General features: G+C 59.9%; 14 protein-coding genes. 7 read left to right on the forward strand and 7 right to left on the reverse strand.

Going from position 1 to position 15536, the window contains the following annotated elements; translation table 11 throughout:
* Positions 1-1221 (forward strand): glycolate oxidase subunit GlcF, encoded by a 1221-nt coding sequence (gene glcF / locus GIW69_RS04525; protein WP_236480933.1) that lies wholly within the window; start codon positions 1-3, stop codon positions 1219-1221.
* Between the two features lie 88 nt (positions 1222-1309).
* Entirely contained in the window at positions 1310-2689 is a 1380-nt protein-coding gene (hglS, locus tag GIW69_RS04530; RefSeq protein ID WP_236480934.1) for a 2-oxoadipate dioxygenase/decarboxylase HglS, read from the forward strand.
* Between the two features lie 404 nt (positions 2690-3093).
* Here hglS and GIW69_RS04535 read toward each other — a convergent pair whose 3' ends face one another.
* The 7 genes from GIW69_RS04535 to GIW69_RS04565 form a co-directional block, all read right to left on the reverse strand.
* On the reverse strand, positions 3094-3678 hold the full coding sequence (locus tag GIW69_RS04535; protein WP_236480935.1) for a hypothetical protein: 585 nt from the start codon (positions 3676-3678) through the stop codon (positions 3094-3096).
* 85 nt (positions 3679-3763) lie between these two features.
* On the reverse strand, positions 3764-3943 hold the full coding sequence (locus GIW69_RS04540; RefSeq protein WP_236480936.1) for a hypothetical protein: 180 nt from the start codon (positions 3941-3943) through the stop codon (positions 3764-3766).
* 21 nt (positions 3944-3964) lie between these two features.
* Complete coding sequence (locus GIW69_RS04545) at positions 3965-4207, reverse strand: hypothetical protein (RefSeq protein WP_236480937.1); 243 nt, start codon at positions 4205-4207, stop codon at positions 3965-3967.
* Between the two features lie 63 nt (positions 4208-4270).
* On the reverse strand, positions 4271-5338 hold the full coding sequence (locus GIW69_RS04550; RefSeq protein WP_236480938.1) for a lipocalin-like domain-containing protein: 1068 nt from the start codon (positions 5336-5338) through the stop codon (positions 4271-4273).
* A complete protein-coding gene (locus tag GIW69_RS04555) occupies positions 5328-7799 on the reverse strand; it encodes an FtsX-like permease family protein (RefSeq protein ID WP_236480939.1) in 2472 nt (823 codons plus the stop codon). The genes GIW69_RS04550 and GIW69_RS04555 overlap by 11 nt, the downstream gene beginning before the upstream one ends.
* A 1-nt stretch (position 7800) precedes the next feature.
* Positions 7801-8469 carry an ABC transporter ATP-binding protein gene (locus GIW69_RS04560; protein WP_236480940.1) on the reverse strand — a complete coding sequence of 223 codons (669 nt, stop codon included), beginning with the start codon at positions 8467-8469 and terminating at the stop codon, positions 7801-7803.
* 111 nt (positions 8470-8580) lie between these two features.
* On the reverse strand, positions 8581-10281 hold the full coding sequence (locus tag GIW69_RS04565; RefSeq protein ID WP_236480941.1) for a sulfatase-like hydrolase/transferase: 1701 nt from the start codon (positions 10279-10281) through the stop codon (positions 8581-8583).
* A 390-nt stretch (positions 10282-10671) separates the two neighbouring features.
* Between GIW69_RS04565 and GIW69_RS04570 the strand changes: the two genes are divergently transcribed.
* The 5 genes from GIW69_RS04570 to GIW69_RS04590 are packed head-to-tail and all read left to right on the forward strand — an operon-like array spanning position 10672 to position 15520.
* A complete protein-coding gene (locus GIW69_RS04570; RefSeq protein WP_236480942.1) occupies positions 10672-12024 on the forward strand; it encodes a UDP-glucose dehydrogenase family protein in 1353 nt (450 codons plus the stop codon).
* Entirely contained in the window at positions 12021-13034 is a 1014-nt protein-coding gene (locus tag GIW69_RS04575; RefSeq protein WP_236480943.1) for an NAD-dependent epimerase, read from the forward strand. The genes GIW69_RS04570 and GIW69_RS04575 overlap by 4 nt, the downstream gene beginning before the upstream one ends.
* 42 nt (positions 13035-13076) lie before the next feature.
* Positions 13077-13823, forward strand: a complete 747-nt coding sequence (locus GIW69_RS04580; protein ID WP_236480944.1) for a sugar transferase — start codon at positions 13077-13079, stop codon at positions 13821-13823.
* Positions 13823-14470 carry a CpsD/CapB family tyrosine-protein kinase gene (locus tag GIW69_RS04585; RefSeq protein ID WP_236480945.1) on the forward strand — a complete coding sequence of 216 codons (648 nt, stop codon included), beginning with the start codon at positions 13823-13825 and terminating at the stop codon, positions 14468-14470. Before GIW69_RS04580 ends, GIW69_RS04585 begins: the two co-directional genes overlap by 1 nt.
* 24 nt (positions 14471-14494) lie before the next feature.
* Positions 14495-15520: a polysaccharide biosynthesis/export family protein gene (locus GIW69_RS04590; protein ID WP_236480946.1), complete on the forward strand. Its 1026-nt coding sequence runs from the start codon at positions 14495-14497 to the stop codon at positions 15518-15520.
* Positions 15521-15536: the final 16 nt, after the last annotated feature.

Genomic DNA, 15536 nt, shown 5'->3' on the forward strand with positions numbered 1-15536 from the left:
ATGCAAACCACACTCAGCGAACAGGCACGTCTTCTGCCCCGCGCCGCCGAAGCGGAGAAAATCCTGCGTAGTTGCGTGCATTGCGGATTCTGCAACGCAACGTGCCCGACCTATCAACTGCTGGGCGATGAACTTGACGGCCCGCGCGGGCGCATCTATCTGATCAAGCAAGTGCTCGAAGGCGCACCGGCCACGGCCAAAACCCAATTGCATCTGGATCGCTGTCTGTCATGCCGCAATTGCGAAACCACCTGCCCGTCCGGCGTCGACTATCACAACCTGCTGGATATTGGCCGTGCGGTGGTCGATAACGCTGTGCCGCGCCCAGCCGGGCAACGCTTGCTACGTGAAGGCCTGCGCGCGCTGGCTCCCAATCCTGGATTGTTCAAGGGCCTGCTGCGGGTGGGCGCAACATTTCGCCCCGTGCTGCCACGCATGCTCGAAGCAAAACTGCCGCAGCGCGCGTTGGCCAGCGGCGTGCGCCCCGTGCCACGGCATGCGCGGCGGGTGTTGATGCTCGAAGGCTGCGTGCAACCGGGCCTGGCGCCGAACACCAACGATGCGGCGGCGCGGGTGCTGGATCGGCTTGGCATCAGCGTCACGCCGGTGGCGCAAGCGGGTTGCTGCGGCGCCCTCGATTACCACCTCGACGCCCAGACCAGAGGCCTCGACCGCGCCCGCCACAACATCGACGCCTGGTGGCCGCACATCGAAAACGGCGCCGAAGCCATCGTCCAGACCGCCAGCGGTTGCGGGGCATTCATCAAGGATTACGGGCACCTGCTGGAAAAGGATCCGGTGTATGCCGCCAAGGCGCGGCGGGTCAGCGAACTGGCACTGGATCTGGTGCAAGTGCTTGCCGAACAACCCTTGGAACAGGTTTGCGCCGCCACCGAGCGACGAATCGCCGTGCATTGCCCCTGCACGTTGCAACACGCCTTGAAACTGGGTGGCGCCGTTGAAGCAGTGCTGACCCGGCTCGGTTTCAACCTCACCGCCGTGCCGGATGGCCACTTGTGTTGTGGCTCTGCCGGCACGTATTCGTTGACCCAACCGGCACTCGCCCGGCAGCTGCGCGACAACCGCCTCAATGCCCTCGAAAGCGGTCGCCCCGAGCTGATCGTCACCGCCAACGTCGGATGTCAAAGCCACCTCGCCAGCGCTGGTCGCACGCCCGTTCGGCATTGGATAGAGCTGGTCGATCAGTCGTTGGCAGAATGAAGTTCGTAGGATTCTTCGTTTGCCCACGCGGGATAAGGCTGCGATCTTTTGTCTTATCCGTCAGATGACCGTGCCAGGAATTTTTTTCATGACCGTGCAGAACTTCGTCAGCCCCGATCTGATTCGCCAACGCTTCTCCCGAGCGATGTCCGACATGTACCGCAAAGAAGTGCCGCTGTACGGCGTCCTGATAGAGCTGGTCGAGCAGACCAATCGCAACGTGCTCGCTCGGGATTCGAACCTGGCCCGGCAGTTGAACAGCACCGGCGAAATCCAACGTCTGGACATGGAGCGCCATGGCGCGATCCGCGTCGGCACCGCCACGGAACTGGCCACTCTCGCCCGACTGTTCGCGGTGATGGGCATGCAACCAGTGGGCTATTACGACCTGACCCCGGCCGGTGTACCGGTGCATTCCACGGCTTTTCGCGCAGTGCACGAAAAGGCCCTGCAAGTGAGCCCGTTTCGCGTGTTCACGTCGTTGTTGCGCCTGGAATTGATCGAAGAGCCCGAGCTGCGTGAATTTGCCCGATCCGTCCTGGACCGGCGGCAGATATTTACCCCTGAAGCCCTGCGCCTGATCGATCAGGCGGAAACCGCCGGAGGCCTCAATGATGACGATGCCGGGGAATTTGTCCTGCAGGCATTGGAAACGTTTCGCTGGCACCACAGCGCCACGGTAACCGCAGCGCAGTATCAAACCCTGAGTGACCAACACCGGCTGATTGCCGATGTGGTGGCGTTCAAAGGCCCGCACATCAATCACCTGACGCCCCGGACGCTAGACATCGACACGGTACAGTCGCAAATGCCATTGCACGGCATCACCCCCAAAGCCGTGATCGAAGGCCCGCCGCGCCGCCATTGCCCGATACTCTTGCGTCAGACCAGTTTCAAGGCCCTCGACGAACCCGTCGCCTTCACCGATCAGGCGCAAACCCAGGGCAGCCACAGCGCCCGCTTCGGCGAAATCGAACAACGCGGCGCCGCGCTGACGCCAAAGGGCCGCGCCCTGTACGACCGCTTGCTCAACGCCGCTCGGGATGCACTCGGCGCGTTCCCCAACGAAGCCAATGCCGCACAGTACAACGCGCTCATGACACAGCATTTTGCCGAATTCCCTGACAGCCTCGACGGTATGCGCGAACAGGAACTGGCGTACTTTCGCTATTTCGTCACAGAAAAGGGTCTTGGCACTGACGGCACTGCCAATCTGACGCTGGAGGATTTGTTGCGCGAAGGCTGCGTGAACGCTGAGCCGTTGGTGTATGAAGATTTCCTGCCGGTCAGTGCCGCAGGGATCTTTCAGTCAAACCTCGGCGATGCGGCGCAGGTGCATTATGACGAGCATTCAAACCGCCATGGGTTCGAGCAGGCGCTGGGGCGTTCGACCATTGATGAATTGGAGTTGTATGCGCAAACGCAACAGCGTTCGATTGATACGTGTCTCCAATTATTGTCGCGTTAACGAGTAAAACTTTCTGACTGAAACTTCTATTTCCCGGGAGAGAAATCCAGGCGTTATAACTTCAGTGGAGGCCAATGAGTTGCAGGATTGTGCAAGACCTGCAACTGGTTTTTTTTGCAATAAGCGCCATTGAAAATGCCGCGAGACAAGTGTTCGCCCAGTGTAATGGCCTGGCAATCCATGCACCGGTAAAGAGCCCTGACACTGGGCGAACGAACGGAATATTAATAGAACATTTGCAATATGTCGCGGTAGCGGAAGATGAAATTTATGTACAAAAACGTTATTGAATATCAGACATCGATTTTCATCGACTAACTATCGGAATTGCCCTACAACTTTTTTGTACATGAGAGTTTTCATACAACGACCTGTACAAAAAAACGAACTTGTAGAGTCAATACTCAACTTTCGTGTCGACTGGTCACTTTCAATACATCGGTATAAGTGACGATTACGCTTTGCCCTACTTTCAAGTTCTTCAGTCGGGCCTGAATTTCCGGCTGCTTGACGTCGAGGGTTTTCGATTGGCCGGCGGGATTCTTCAGCGTGACCTGATTTTTAGCGAGATCAATTTTGGTGATGATCAGTTGCACCTGAACTTGCCGGAAAGCTTCACCGCCAGGGTTGTCGCTGCCCGGGGCGTTGCGCAGTTCACCGGTGCGTTCGGTCGAGCCCGGCAGACCTTTATCGACGTCGGTGTCCAGATAAGCCGCGACGGAGCGCATGACTTCAACGTCGACCTGATCACCGACCTTGAGGTTGTCGAGGTTCTTGGCTTTCTCGGTCAATTGCACATGTACCTGGCGCCCTTCTGCGCCTTCAAGGACAACCTGATGGTTGGCGGCATCGACCGAAATCACTTTGGTGGTGACTTTATCCGCTTCAATGGCGGCGGACAGCGGTATATCGGCGGCAAATGCACCCAGGCTGGTGGTGGACAATACCGTGGCAAGAGCAAGGGCGTGCGTCAGTGCGTTGAGTTTCATGAGCGCTATTGTCCCTATGATGAAATGGCAGCATACGGCGCCGAATCGCTTCGACGCCGCGCGTGCCCTAGAGCATAGACGCTGATCAGGGCTTGACCCGGTTTTGTTTCGCGGTTTCCTGGGCGGTGGATTCACCGCTTGGCGTGGGTTTGCCGCTGTTTTCACGGCGGTTTGGATCGGTCGGGCGCAAAGCGTCGTTGTCACGTTCGGTTTCACCCGGTGGACGTGGCTCGTCGGGGTTTTGCTTATCTGAAACGGATGTCATGGCTACTCCTCAGGCTTCGGGTCAGGCTTCGGGGTCGGCGACTTCGCGGGCAACGTTCACGCCGGGCGAGTCTTGGTGTGCTTGCTCGATTTTCTCTTCGAGGATCTGCCATTGCTCAAGGTCAATCGCGCCCTGGCCGAGCATGTCGTTGGCGATGCGCTTGAGTTCGAGGTAATGGGCGTCGGGGGACTGTTGCCATAGCGTCTTGTCGTCGAACGCACGCTGCCAGTCGCCCATCCCGGGGGGATTGATTTCTTCACTCATGGCGAACTCCGGATCACGGGTTTCATTGAGTTATGAAAACGCCGCAGCCGCCAGAGTTCAGATTCAATAGCCGGTCATTTCCAGATAGCCTTGCCCGCCGTGACTGCCACTCACCCGCACCGGTCCCTCCCAGTAGGGAATGCGCAGGTTCATCCAGGCTTGTGGGTTCAGCGCATCGAGGCTGATTTCCAGACCCTTTAGCGGGATGCTGATCGCCCAGCGCACCGGCATCTCGCGGCCCGCGACCGTGGCGGTGTCCTGCGGCGTGAGTTTTATCTGGTCACCATGCAGCGGCTGTGTCTGGCCATCGGCGCTGATCCAGGTGCCAGTGACGTATGGCGCACCGTCCTTTTGACGCATGCGATAAAGCATGACGTGCTCACCCGATTCCAGGTGCAGGGAGAACCAGTCCCAACCGGTCTGATTGGCAGTCAGCGGTTGACTGCTCCACTCCCGGTCGAGCCAGGCAGGGCCGCTGACGGTGTGGGTTTGGCCGTCGATTTGCACGGTACCGCTGGCCTGGAAAAAAGGCTGGCTGTAGTAATACGACGCCTGGCCCTGCTCGGATTTCTGGCTGAAGCCCTTGTCGCCTTGCAGCACCAGCGGACGATTCGCGGTGAGGTGCAACTGATAGCTGAAGTCTTTGTCCGCAGCGCTCAATTGCAGATCGGTCAGCGGAGCATTCGCCTGATCGCTGAAGCGCCAGTCATCAATCCACGCTTCGAACGGTGCCAATCGCACGCCGGCCTGGCCTACGCCGCCTCGGGCATAACGCTCCGCCGCGTGGTGAGCGCTGGCCGAAGTCACTGCGGCGTGACCGAGCCAGATCGTTTGATTTGCCCAGCCGGGTTGCTCCGATCCGGGTTTAAGGGCGCTGCGAAACAGTGTCCATTGCACGCCGAAATCACGACCCTGTGAGTCCCTTAGGTTGGCAGTGACGTACCACCACTCGATGCGGAATCCTTCATGAGCGCCGTGATCCGCCGGAAAGCTGAACACCCGTCCCGGCACCACTGGCGTAAACGCCTGCGCCTGATCGCCCATGCCGGCGAAGCCTTTATCCGGCGGCGCAGGCTGATCGCATCCGGGAAGCAACGCCACCAACAGGCAAGCGATGAGGTTAATCCTCATGGGCAAACGTCCTCAGCAGATCCGCCGGTTGCGTGCGGTACAGCGAATACAGCGGCCATGCCGACGCCAGCAATGTCGCCAACAGCGCCAGCGCCATCAATTGCGCCAGCTGCAACGGGAACACCCGCAACGGCAAGCGCCAACCGAACGCCTGCACGTTGATCACTGCATCCAGGCACCAGGCCAACGCAATGCCCAGTGGCAACGCCAAAACCAATGTCAGCACTGCGAGCAGCCAGGTCTGGCCGAGGTTGAGCAGCATCAATTGGCGCCGTGTCACACCCAGCGCCCACAGCGGCGCAAGTTGACCGAGACGGCTCTGGCTCTGGGTCAGCAAACTGATAAACAGGGCCACACCGGCGACGGCCAGCGTCAGGCTATTCAATGCTGCCGTCGCCGCGAAGGTGCGCTCGAACACCTGAACCGACCAGCCCTTGAGACGTGCCTGATCGACGATGCGGTTATCGTCGAGCTGGAAGCGCGCCTGCAACGCGGCCAACAGCGGCGGGATGCTCGGCGGATCGATACGCAGATTGAAGCGGTTCGGCGTCAGTTGCGGCCAGCCGCGCAGCAAGTGGTTGATGTTGACCAGCACATGCCCCTTGGGATTGCCGTAGTCGGCGTAAATGCCAACGATGCGCGGCGACCATGTGCCGCCGGGTAGCGCGATCGTCAAGTGATCGCCCGGATGGACGTTGAGCCGTCGCGCCAGCTGCTCGCTGAGCATTGCCGTGTCTTCGCTGGCCAGCGCCGCCCATGGATCCTTGCCGATGGATTCCAGCAACGGCCAATGCTGACGGTAGTGCGGATGATCGATGACGCCGAAGACGTCGGCCGGCCAGCCCTGCAATATCACCGACACCTGCCAGTTCGGTAGCACCGCCGCGACGTTCGGCTGTTGCAGCAGCCACGTTTGCATCTCGCGGGCCTGCGCCGGGTTTTGCGGATTGATATACAGCTCGGCGCTCAGCCGTTGTTCGAGCCAGTCATCGAAGGTCTCGCGAAATCCGGAGGTCATGCTCCCGGCGCCGATATTGGCCGCCAGTGCCAGCAGCAAGGCCATCAACGCCAGGCTCAGCGCCGGCAATTGCTGGCGGCAATCGGCGAAAAACCATTGACCGAGCACCGAGCGACTGCGCCCGAGCAAGCGGTTGAGCAAGGCGCTGAGCAACACCGGCAGGGCCAGCGCGGCGCCGAGCAACAGGCCGGCCATCAAGGCAAAACCGCTGGCGAGGCTGTCGCCCCAAATCAACGCGATGAGCGCTATCGATCCGAATACACCGGCCACCCAGGCCTGACGCCGCAGCCAGCGCGCATGTTGCTGGTGCCAGGCCTGAGGATTGGCCACCGCCAGCAACGGCAAACGTGCCGCACGCAGCAAACTGTCCGCCCCGGCGAACAGCGCGCCAAGCAAACTCAAACCGATCCCGCTCAGCCACCACCATGGGCTCAGACGCAACTGCCCCGCCACTTCGGCGCCGTACAAACCGCGCAGACTGGCGGCGACATCCGGCAACAGCACACTCGCCAGCCAATAGCCGCTGACCACGCCGAACAACCCGCCGATCAATGCCAGACCGCCCAGTTCGACAATCAGGCACGCGATCAGCATTCGCGCACTCACACCGCAGGCGCGCAATGTGCGCAGCAGGCCTCGACGCTGCTCCAGCGCCAGTCCAATGGCCGCATGGACGATGAACAACCCGACCACGAAGGATAGAAATCCGAGGGCGTCAAGGTTGAGATGAAAGCTCTCAGTGAGCCGCGCCAGGTTGTTTTCTTCGCCGCTGCTATTGAGTTGCAGCCGGCCCTTGAAAGCTGGCGGCAAGTCGGCCTGAAAATGCTTTGGCAGCAACAGGCGTGAGAGTTGATCCGGCTGATCGAGCACGGTTTGCGCGACGCCGATGTCCACCAGCAACACGCCGGGGGCCATGTCTGCCTGGACTTGCAGCGGTGGCAGCATGCGCCCGTTCACGGCGGCGGGAGTCGCGCCCTCCGGTAATCCCAACGCCTGTAAGGTATCGGGAGAAATCCACGTGCTACCCGGCGGGCTGAAAAACTCGACGATGCGCTCGATCGGCATCGCCTCCCCGGCCACCGCCGAGTCCGCCGGCAACGACACCGGTTCGATGCCCATCAGTTGCAGACGTTGGTTTTCGTGATCCTTGAGGATCAAACGTCCTTGCAGCAACGGCGATACCGGCCAGCCTTCGCGGCGCAGATCAACGAACCATTGCTGCGCAAAGGTCGCTCCACTCGGCGTGCCAAGGCTGGCCTGAGGTTCGCCGCCAATCAGGCGACTGGCCCGGGTGTAGCTGTCGCGGGCCTGGCTGTTCAGCGCTTCGACGCCGGTCAGCAAACCGGTGGCCAGCCACAGCCCGGTCAACACGCTGAAAAACTGTACCGGGTGGCGGCGCCAATGGCTGAGCAAGGCGCGCAATGTTTCGCGAAAGACGTTCACTTCAAACCTCGTCCGGGCCGGCCAGTCGACCGCCGGACAACACGATCCTCTGCGCCAGCCGTGCCGCTACCCTCGGACTGTGCGTGACCATCAGCAACGTGGTCGGCGTGTCGTCGAGCAATTCCAGCAACAGCCGCAGCACCTCGTCGCTGGTGGCTTCGTCGAGGCTACCGGTGGGTTCGTCGGCCAGCAGCAAAGTGGGTTGCGCCGCCAGCGCGCGACCGAGGGCTACACGCTGTTGCTGGCCGCCGGAAAGTTGTTCGGGATAGCGATCGAGCAAATCGCCAAGACCCAGACGTTGCACCAAATGGGTCTGCCAGCGCGGGTCGTGGCGCCCCGCCAGTCGCGCCTGAAACGCCAGATTGTCCGCCACTTTCAGGCTGCCTATCAGGTTGTACTGCTGGAACACCAGGCCGATCTCCGTGCGCCGCCAGTTCGCCAGTTGAGCCTCGTTCATTTGTTCCAGCCGATGCTCGCCACTGCGAATGCTGCCGCGATCAACCTTGTCCAGCCCGGCGATCAGGTGCAACAACGTGCTTTTGCCACTGCCCGACTCGCCCATCAGCGCCAGGCTGCTGCCGGATTCCAGACGCAGGTCGACACCTTGCAACACCTGCAGCGAACCTTGCGGCGTGAGATAGCTTTTGTGGACATCCTGTACTTCAAGCATGGCAAAACCCGTTCGGTGAGCGTCGCTCAAGGATAGCGGCCCTGAAGGGTTTTTGACGCATTGGATGTTGAGAAGCAACGTCAACAGATCAAGGCCTCAGGGTGCGATCTTTCACGGTTGCCCCGCCGCGATGTTGGCCGCCGACTCGGTCGGCGTGACGATGCTGTTCAGGTCAATGTGCTTCCACTCAGGTTTGGCGCCCAGTCGCGCGTTGAAGCGATAGTTGAAGGTGAATTCATCCGCCGTCGGCACGCTCAGCGGGTTGCCATAAACCGATTCAATCCCGGCCAGGTCATACCCCATCAACTGCAACAGCGTCGGGAAAATGTTGTAGTGACTGGAACGATCCTTATTTGCCGCCAGCGCTTGCGACCAGTCGAGGGTTTTCAGTGAATCGCCCTGTATCACCACCAGCGGCACCAGCCCTTCCTCTTCCACCGGGTCGCCGCCGCAATGGGTGTTCAATCCGGGATTGCCACGTTCATGCAGATCCTGACCGTGATCCGAGGTGTAAATGAGCAGTGCATTGTTCAAATGGGCCTGGGCGAAGACGCGCGAGAAAAATTCACCAACATTCCACAACACCGTGTTCTTGTAGGCGTTGCGGTACAACACCCAATCATCCGACTGACCGCTGAAACCGTCGCGTTCAGCCGTGTCTGCCACCTCGATGAACTGCCCGCGCGGCAGCGCCGGACGATAGGCCATGAACGGATCCGGGTATTTGTCGTGCACCGGAAAATGCGCACCGACCTTATTGATCAGCACCAGTTGCGGCGTGTCGTCATTGAGCAGTTCGATGAGTTTGGCGGCGGCGGCCATGTCACGGTCGCGAACACTGGTCTGATCGAATTGTACGAATTCGTCGATGTCCTTTTTCTCGGTGTCGGTCATGAGATTTTGCAGGTTGCCGCCGGTGCGTTGTGCGTCGATGTAGACCGTGCGCAGCCCGGCTTTTTTCGCGTACTGCCAGATCGACGGCAGCGTCGTGTTGATGCGCATGTAATCGGCGCGGGTGCCGCCGTAGCGCAGGGTGACGTTGGTGTCGGCGCTGCAATTGGCGATGGACGCGGCGTAGCCATAGTTGAAAATCTCCACGCCCGCATGATCCTGCTTGAGGTTGCTGTGCACGCCGAACGGTGTGTTGATGTCCAGGTAGTTACCGGAAATGCTCTCGTCGATGATCAGCACGATGTCATGCCCGATCGCTTGCGGATCACGTGCCAGCGTCACCGGCTCACGTGGGCCGACAGTGTTGTGCAGCGCTTCATAGGCAAACAGGTTCAGATAGGCCAGCGGTGTGTACATGATCGGCAAACCCCGGGCGCCCTCACCCGCCCGGACAAATAAAACAGTGCTGAGCAACATCACCCCACACAGCGGCGCGGCAATCCGCAACGCGTTCGGTATAGCCATGCGCAGCCGTGGTTTGAGACCGATGCCAAACAACAGCGGCAGGCCGTTGAGCAGGCCATGGATGATCGCATCGCGGTACTGATACGCCGCTTCCTGAATGAAACCACCGGAATACACCAACGACACAAAACTGCTGTAGGTCAGATAATCCGCGGTTACCCGGCTGTACACATCGAAAAAAACCGCCGAAGCAAACAACACCAAAGCAAAAACATGCCGAAGCAAAGTTTGCCTGATATAGGCAGTCATCAATAATGCAACAAGCAGCGCCAAAAACATCGCGCCAAAAAGAAGTACAGGAAAGCTGACCCCGATAGCATTTAACCGCTCGAAGTAATAATCGGAATAAAGCAACAGATAAACAACTAAAAGCAGTTCTTTCAGATATCGAAACATGGCAATTCCGTGTAGTTGAATTGGTGCGCGGTCAACAATCTATCGGTCAAAAACTGACACTAGCACCGAGCCATCAAAGCGCAAGCACTCAATCGGGCTCGCTAAAAGCGTCAAAAAACCGTTGACTCAAATCTGACACACCTGGAGCGCTACAACCCTTGTATTTCGAGGCCTACGACCGTTTATCGGTTAAATTGAGTTTTGTAAAACCGCTCAAAATCAGGGCAAATCCAGCAGCAGCAAGCACTTGATGGCCATTCGCCCCCAAAATCGGGGGTGTTATACCCGTGCAACATGTCATTTTGCTGACACGCTTTTCCAACGCTGCGCTATACCCTTTTTACAGTCTTATTCCGCACTTCTTCCACCGAACTTACGAGGCACGCCAATATGGACGTGAGCGTATTTGGGACGGGCTACGTTGGCCTGATACAAGCAGCAGCACTTGCCGATGTCGGACATCGTGTGCTGTGCGTTGATATTGATCCGAACAAGATCAAGCAATTACAGCAGGCAGTTCCTCCTATTAGTGAGCCGGGCCTGTCGGCAACTTTGGAAGACAACATCAAGGCCGGCCGCTTATTGTTCAGCACTCAGGCCAGTGACGCTGTGGAACATGGCGAACTGATCTTCATTGCGGTGGGCACACCCGCCGACGAGGACGGCTCCGCCGACCTCAGCCATGTGCTCAACGTCACCCGGCAGATCGCCAGTTTCATGGAGGCCGATCGCACGCTGATCATCAAGTCGACGGTGCCGGTGGGCACCGCCGATCAGGTCGCCGTGGCCGCCTGCGCCGAATTGCAGCGCCGGGGCAAAACCGGCCTCAACGTGCGGATAGTGTCCAACCCCGAATTTCTCAAGGAAGGCAGCGCCCTCGCCGATTGCATGCGTCCGGACCGGATCATCGTCGGCACGCGTGACGAAGCGGCACGCGAGCAAATGAGCGAGCTGTACGCGCCGTTCTGCCGCAACCACGAAAAGCTGATGTTCATGGACAACCGCAGCGCTGAACTGACCAAGTACGCCGCCAATGCGATGCTCGCCACGCGCATCAGCTTCATGAACGAGCTGGCCAACCTCACCGAACTGCTCGGCGCCGACATCGAAGCCGTGCGCAAGGGCATCGGCTCGGATCCGCGCATCGGCTACCACTTCATCTACCCTGGCTGCGGCTTTGGCGGCTCGTGCTTTCCCAAGGATCTGCGCGCCCTGCTGCACACCGCCGAACACAACGGCATGCCACTGAAACTGCTGCGCAGCGTGACCGACGTCAACGATCTTCAGCGGCACATCCTGTTCGGCAAACTCAAGGCGCAATTTCCTGAAGGCCTGGCGGGCAAGTCCATCGCGATCTGGGGCCTGGCGTTCAAGCCGAACACCGATGACATGCGCGAAGCGCCCAGCCGTTATCTGATGGACGCGCTGTGGGCCGAGGGCGCCAGCGTGCAGGCCTACGATCCGGAAGCCATGTCCGAATGCCGGCGCCTCTACGGCTACCGCAACGACTTGCACTTGTGTGCCACTCGCGACGACACCCTGGAAGACGCAGACGCGCTGGTGATCTGCACCGAATGGAAAAACTTCCGCGTGGTGGATTTCGAGCTGCTCGCCAGCAAGCTGCGCTCGCGGGTCATCGTCGACGGTCGCAATCTCTATAACCCGGAACAAGTCGCCGCCGCCGGCCTGCATTACAGCGGCATCGGCCTGCGCCACATCGCGCCTGAAGGGCTGCGGCCATGAAAATTCTGGTCACCGGCGCGGCCGGGTTCATCGGCGCCCATTGCGTGTTGCGCTTGCTGCGTGAAGGGCACGACGTGGTGGGCCTGGACAATTTCAACGCCTATTACGACCCGCAACTCAAACACGATCGCATCGATTGGGTGCGCGAACAGGCCGGTGATTTTGCGTTAGCGACGGTTGATCTCGTGGACGCCAATGCCATCGAGGCGTTGTTTGCCACTGAACAACCTCAGGTGGTGATCCATCTCGCGGCGCAGGCCGGGGTGCGTTACTCGCTGGAAAATCCGCGGGCGTACCTGGACAGCAATCTGCACGGTTTCCTCAACATTCTGGAGAGCTGCCGCCGGCATTCGGTCGAGCACTTGATCTATGCCTCGTCCAGTTCAGTGTACGGCGCCAATCAATGCACGCCGTACTCGGTGAAGGATGGCGTCGATCATCCACTGTCACTGTACGCCGCGACCAAAAAAGCCAACGAATCGATGGCGCACAGCTACAGCCACCTGTTCGGCATTCCCTGCACCGGCCTGCGTTTTTTCACGGTGTATGGGCCTTGGGGCCGGCCGGACATGTCGCCGATCCAGTTTGCCCAGGCGATCAGCACCGGCCAACCGCTGAAGCTGTTCAACCATGGTGAGCATCAGCGCGACTTCACCTACATCGACGACATCATTGAAAGCATCGCGCGTCTGATCGATCTGCCGCCGCAAGCCGATCCCGCATGGGATCGCGAGCACCCGGATCCGGCCAGCAGCATGGCGCCATGGCGCCTGTTCAACATCGGCGGGCAACACCCGGTCGAGCTCAAGGCCTACGTGGCGCTGCTGGAAAAACATTTGGGTCAAGCCGCCGTGATCGAACTGCTGCCCCTGCAACCGGGCGATGTTCTCAATACGTGTGCCGACGCCAGCGATCTGGCCCAGGCCACCGGGTTCCAGCCCCGAATAACGCTGGATGACGGGCTCGGGCGCTTTGCCGCCTGGTTCCGCGATTACTACCCCACTGCCTAACGCCTACGCGTAGTACGCGGCTGAACATCAGCGGAGGACTCCATGACTGGACATGAAAGAAGCATACCGATCCAACAGCTGCGTCGTGACAAACGCATGGATCCCGAACACCGAATGCGCCTGGACACCGCGATCCATCGGCAGGGCCATGGCTGGGTAACGGGCCGCGAAGGTGGCCGGCCCTGGACGCTGTCGCGTACCAACCGGGTGTTCGCCTGCATCGGCGCGTTGATCATTCTGACGCTGGCTTCGCCGCTGCTGCTGGGCCTGGCTCTGATCATCAAGCTCACCAGCCCGGGGCCGGTGCTGTTCGTGCAGAAACGCACCGGTTATCGCGGGCGCAAATTCGGCATGTTCAAGTTCCGCACCATGGTGTGCAACGCTGAAGAGTTGAAGGAGTCGCTGCGTCATCTGAACAAGCACGGCGCCGACGCCATCGATTTCAAGATCGACAAGGATCCGCGCATCACCGGCATCGGTGGTTTTCTGCGGCGCAGCAGCCTGGATGAGTTGCCCAATCTGATCAACGTCGTGATGGGCGACATGCGCCTGGTGGGCCCGCGTCCGACCTCGTTCAACGCCCATCGCTACAAGGACAATCACCTCGCACGTCTGAGCATCTACCCCGGCATGACCGGCCTGTGGCAGATCTCCGGGCGCAGCAATATCGACTTCGACCAGCGCGTTGAGTTGGATCTCAACTACATCGCCGAGCAGAGCCTTTTGCTCGATCTGAAGATTCTGTTGAAAACCCCCTTCAAAGTATTCAGCGGCCACGGAGCAAGCTAATGGACGGTTCAACGAGTAAAAGCCTGAGCATACCCAGCCCGAGCGAGTCGAACCTGACCGCCACCGTGCTTGATCTGGATCTGCGGATTCTGTTTCTGACCGCCGCCAACCCCGGCGCCGGCACCACCACCAGCGCTTTGGCGCTGGCCAGCCAACTGGCGCAAATGAGCAGCGGCGAAGTGCTGCTGGTCGACGCCAGTCAGTCGGCCAACAACCTCAGCCAGCAACTGAACCTGAACAAGGAGCGCGGCCTGCGCGACTTGTTGTTCAACCCCGACAACCCGCCGCTGTTGCAGGACTGCGTGGTGCAGACGTCAAGCCTGCCCTTCCACATCCTGCCCAACGGCCGGCCGATTCGTACCCTCGAACACCTGACCGCCGAACGTCTGGGCCCGCTGCTCGACCAGTTGGGCAGCCAGTATCGCTTCGTGGTGATCGACGGCGACGCGGTGTATTCCGCCGCCGACACGTTGGTGATCAGCACTCAGGTCGACGGCGTGGTGTTTGTCGTACGCGCTGAAGACACCCGTTGGGAAGTCGCCCAGGCCGCCGTGCAACGGCTGACCCAGGCCGGGGCAAAAGTGGTCGGCAGCGTCTTCAACCGACGCAAGTACTACATGCCCAAGTGGCTCTACAAAAACCTGTAAGCAACAACCGCAAAGGATGACGCCATGAACGCCAAAATGCTTGTCCTGCTGTTGCTGCTGCTTGCGGGTTGCTCCAGCACTTCCGACACCCAGAACATGCCGGTGAATATTCTCACCGCCGCGCCGGCCAACGCCCAGGCGACCGATATGCCGAAGATCGAGCAGACCCTGCGTCCGCAGGATGTGCTCGATGTGATCTTCCATATCAGCACCAGCGGTTCGGATGCCTACCGCGTACAGTCCGGTGACCAGATCGGCCTGAATTTCACCGCCGCCAGCCAGCTCAACGGCAATCAACTGGTGCTGCCCGACGGTACCATCGAACTGCCAGGTGCCAACACGTCGGTGAAAATCGCCGGGCTGACCAGCGAGCAGGCGCGCGAAGAAATCCAGCGTGCGTATCAGCGCAAACAGCTGTTCCAGCCCAATCGCAACCAACTGACCGTGCAGATCATCAGTCCGCTGAGTAACGAGCAAAACCTCAAGAGTTCACTCAATCACCCGGCCACCGGGATGAGCCGCGAGATCACCGTCGGCACCGACGGCTACGCGAGTTTTCCGGAGATCGGCGCCGTGCCGCTGCAAGGCATGACCGTCAATCAACTGGAAGCGTTCCTCAACAAGAGGTACGCGCAACTGCCGGGCCGCATGACCGTCGACGTGCTGCTCAAGTCCACCGCCGGCAACGAAATTTATGTGCTGGGCGAAGTCGGCCAACCGGGTTCCTACCCGATCCGTCGGCCGGTGTCGGTACTTGAAGCGCTGACCCTGGCACGCGGCACCAACGTCAAGGCGCGCCTGGATTCGGTGGTGATCATGCGCCGCAACGGCAATCAAGTGCAGGCCGTGCGTTATGACGTCGAGAAGGCGTTGTCCGGCGATGCGCCGCAAATCGCTTACCTGCAACCCGACGACATGCTCTACGTGCCGAAGACCAAACTGGCCAGCGCCGGCGAGCTCGCACGGCAATTGGCGGACGTGGTGTTGTTCCAGGGCGTCGGGTTCAGCTTCGGCTACCGCGTCGACAACAAAGACAGCGACAGCAACTAACGCTTGGGGAACTTGA

The organism is Pseudomonas syringae (assembly GCF_021605415.1).
GTDB lineage: Bacteria > Pseudomonadota > Gammaproteobacteria > Pseudomonadales > Pseudomonadaceae > Aquipseudomonas > Aquipseudomonas syringae_S.

Excerpts from the sequence above, each read along its gene's own strand:
- glcF (WP_236480933.1), top strand. The coding sequence starts at position 1 with ATGCAAACCACACTCAGCGAACAGGCACGTCTTCTGCCCCGCGCCGCC.
- hglS (WP_236480934.1), top strand. The coding sequence starts at position 1,310 with ATGACCGTGCAGAACTTCGTCAGCCCCGATCTGATTCGCCAACGCTTC.
- GIW69_RS04535 (WP_236480935.1), bottom strand. The coding sequence starts at position 3,678 with ATGAAACTCAACGCACTGACGCACGCCCTTGCTCTTGCCACGGTATTG.
- GIW69_RS04540 (WP_236480936.1), bottom strand. The coding sequence starts at position 3,943 with ATGACATCCGTTTCAGATAAGCAAAACCCCGACGAGCCACGTCCACCG.
- GIW69_RS04545 (WP_236480937.1), bottom strand. The coding sequence starts at position 4,207 with ATGAGTGAAGAAATCAATCCCCCCGGGATGGGCGACTGGCAGCGTGCG.
- GIW69_RS04550 (WP_236480938.1), bottom strand. The coding sequence starts at position 5,338 with ATGAGGATTAACCTCATCGCTTGCCTGTTGGTGGCGTTGCTTCCCGGA.
- GIW69_RS04560 (WP_236480940.1), bottom strand. The coding sequence starts at position 8,469 with ATGCTTGAAGTACAGGATGTCCACAAAAGCTATCTCACGCCGCAAGGT.
- GIW69_RS04565 (WP_236480941.1), bottom strand. The coding sequence starts at position 10,281 with ATGTTTCGATATCTGAAAGAACTGCTTTTAGTTGTTTATCTGTTGCTT.
- GIW69_RS04570 (WP_236480942.1), top strand. The coding sequence starts at position 10,672 with ATGGACGTGAGCGTATTTGGGACGGGCTACGTTGGCCTGATACAAGCA.
- GIW69_RS04575 (WP_236480943.1), top strand. The coding sequence starts at position 12,021 with ATGAAAATTCTGGTCACCGGCGCGGCCGGGTTCATCGGCGCCCATTGC.
- GIW69_RS04580 (WP_236480944.1), top strand. The coding sequence starts at position 13,077 with ATGACTGGACATGAAAGAAGCATACCGATCCAACAGCTGCGTCGTGAC.
- GIW69_RS04585 (WP_236480945.1), top strand. The coding sequence starts at position 13,823 with ATGGACGGTTCAACGAGTAAAAGCCTGAGCATACCCAGCCCGAGCGAG.
- GIW69_RS04590 (WP_236480946.1), top strand. The coding sequence starts at position 14,495 with ATGAACGCCAAAATGCTTGTCCTGCTGTTGCTGCTGCTTGCGGGTTGC.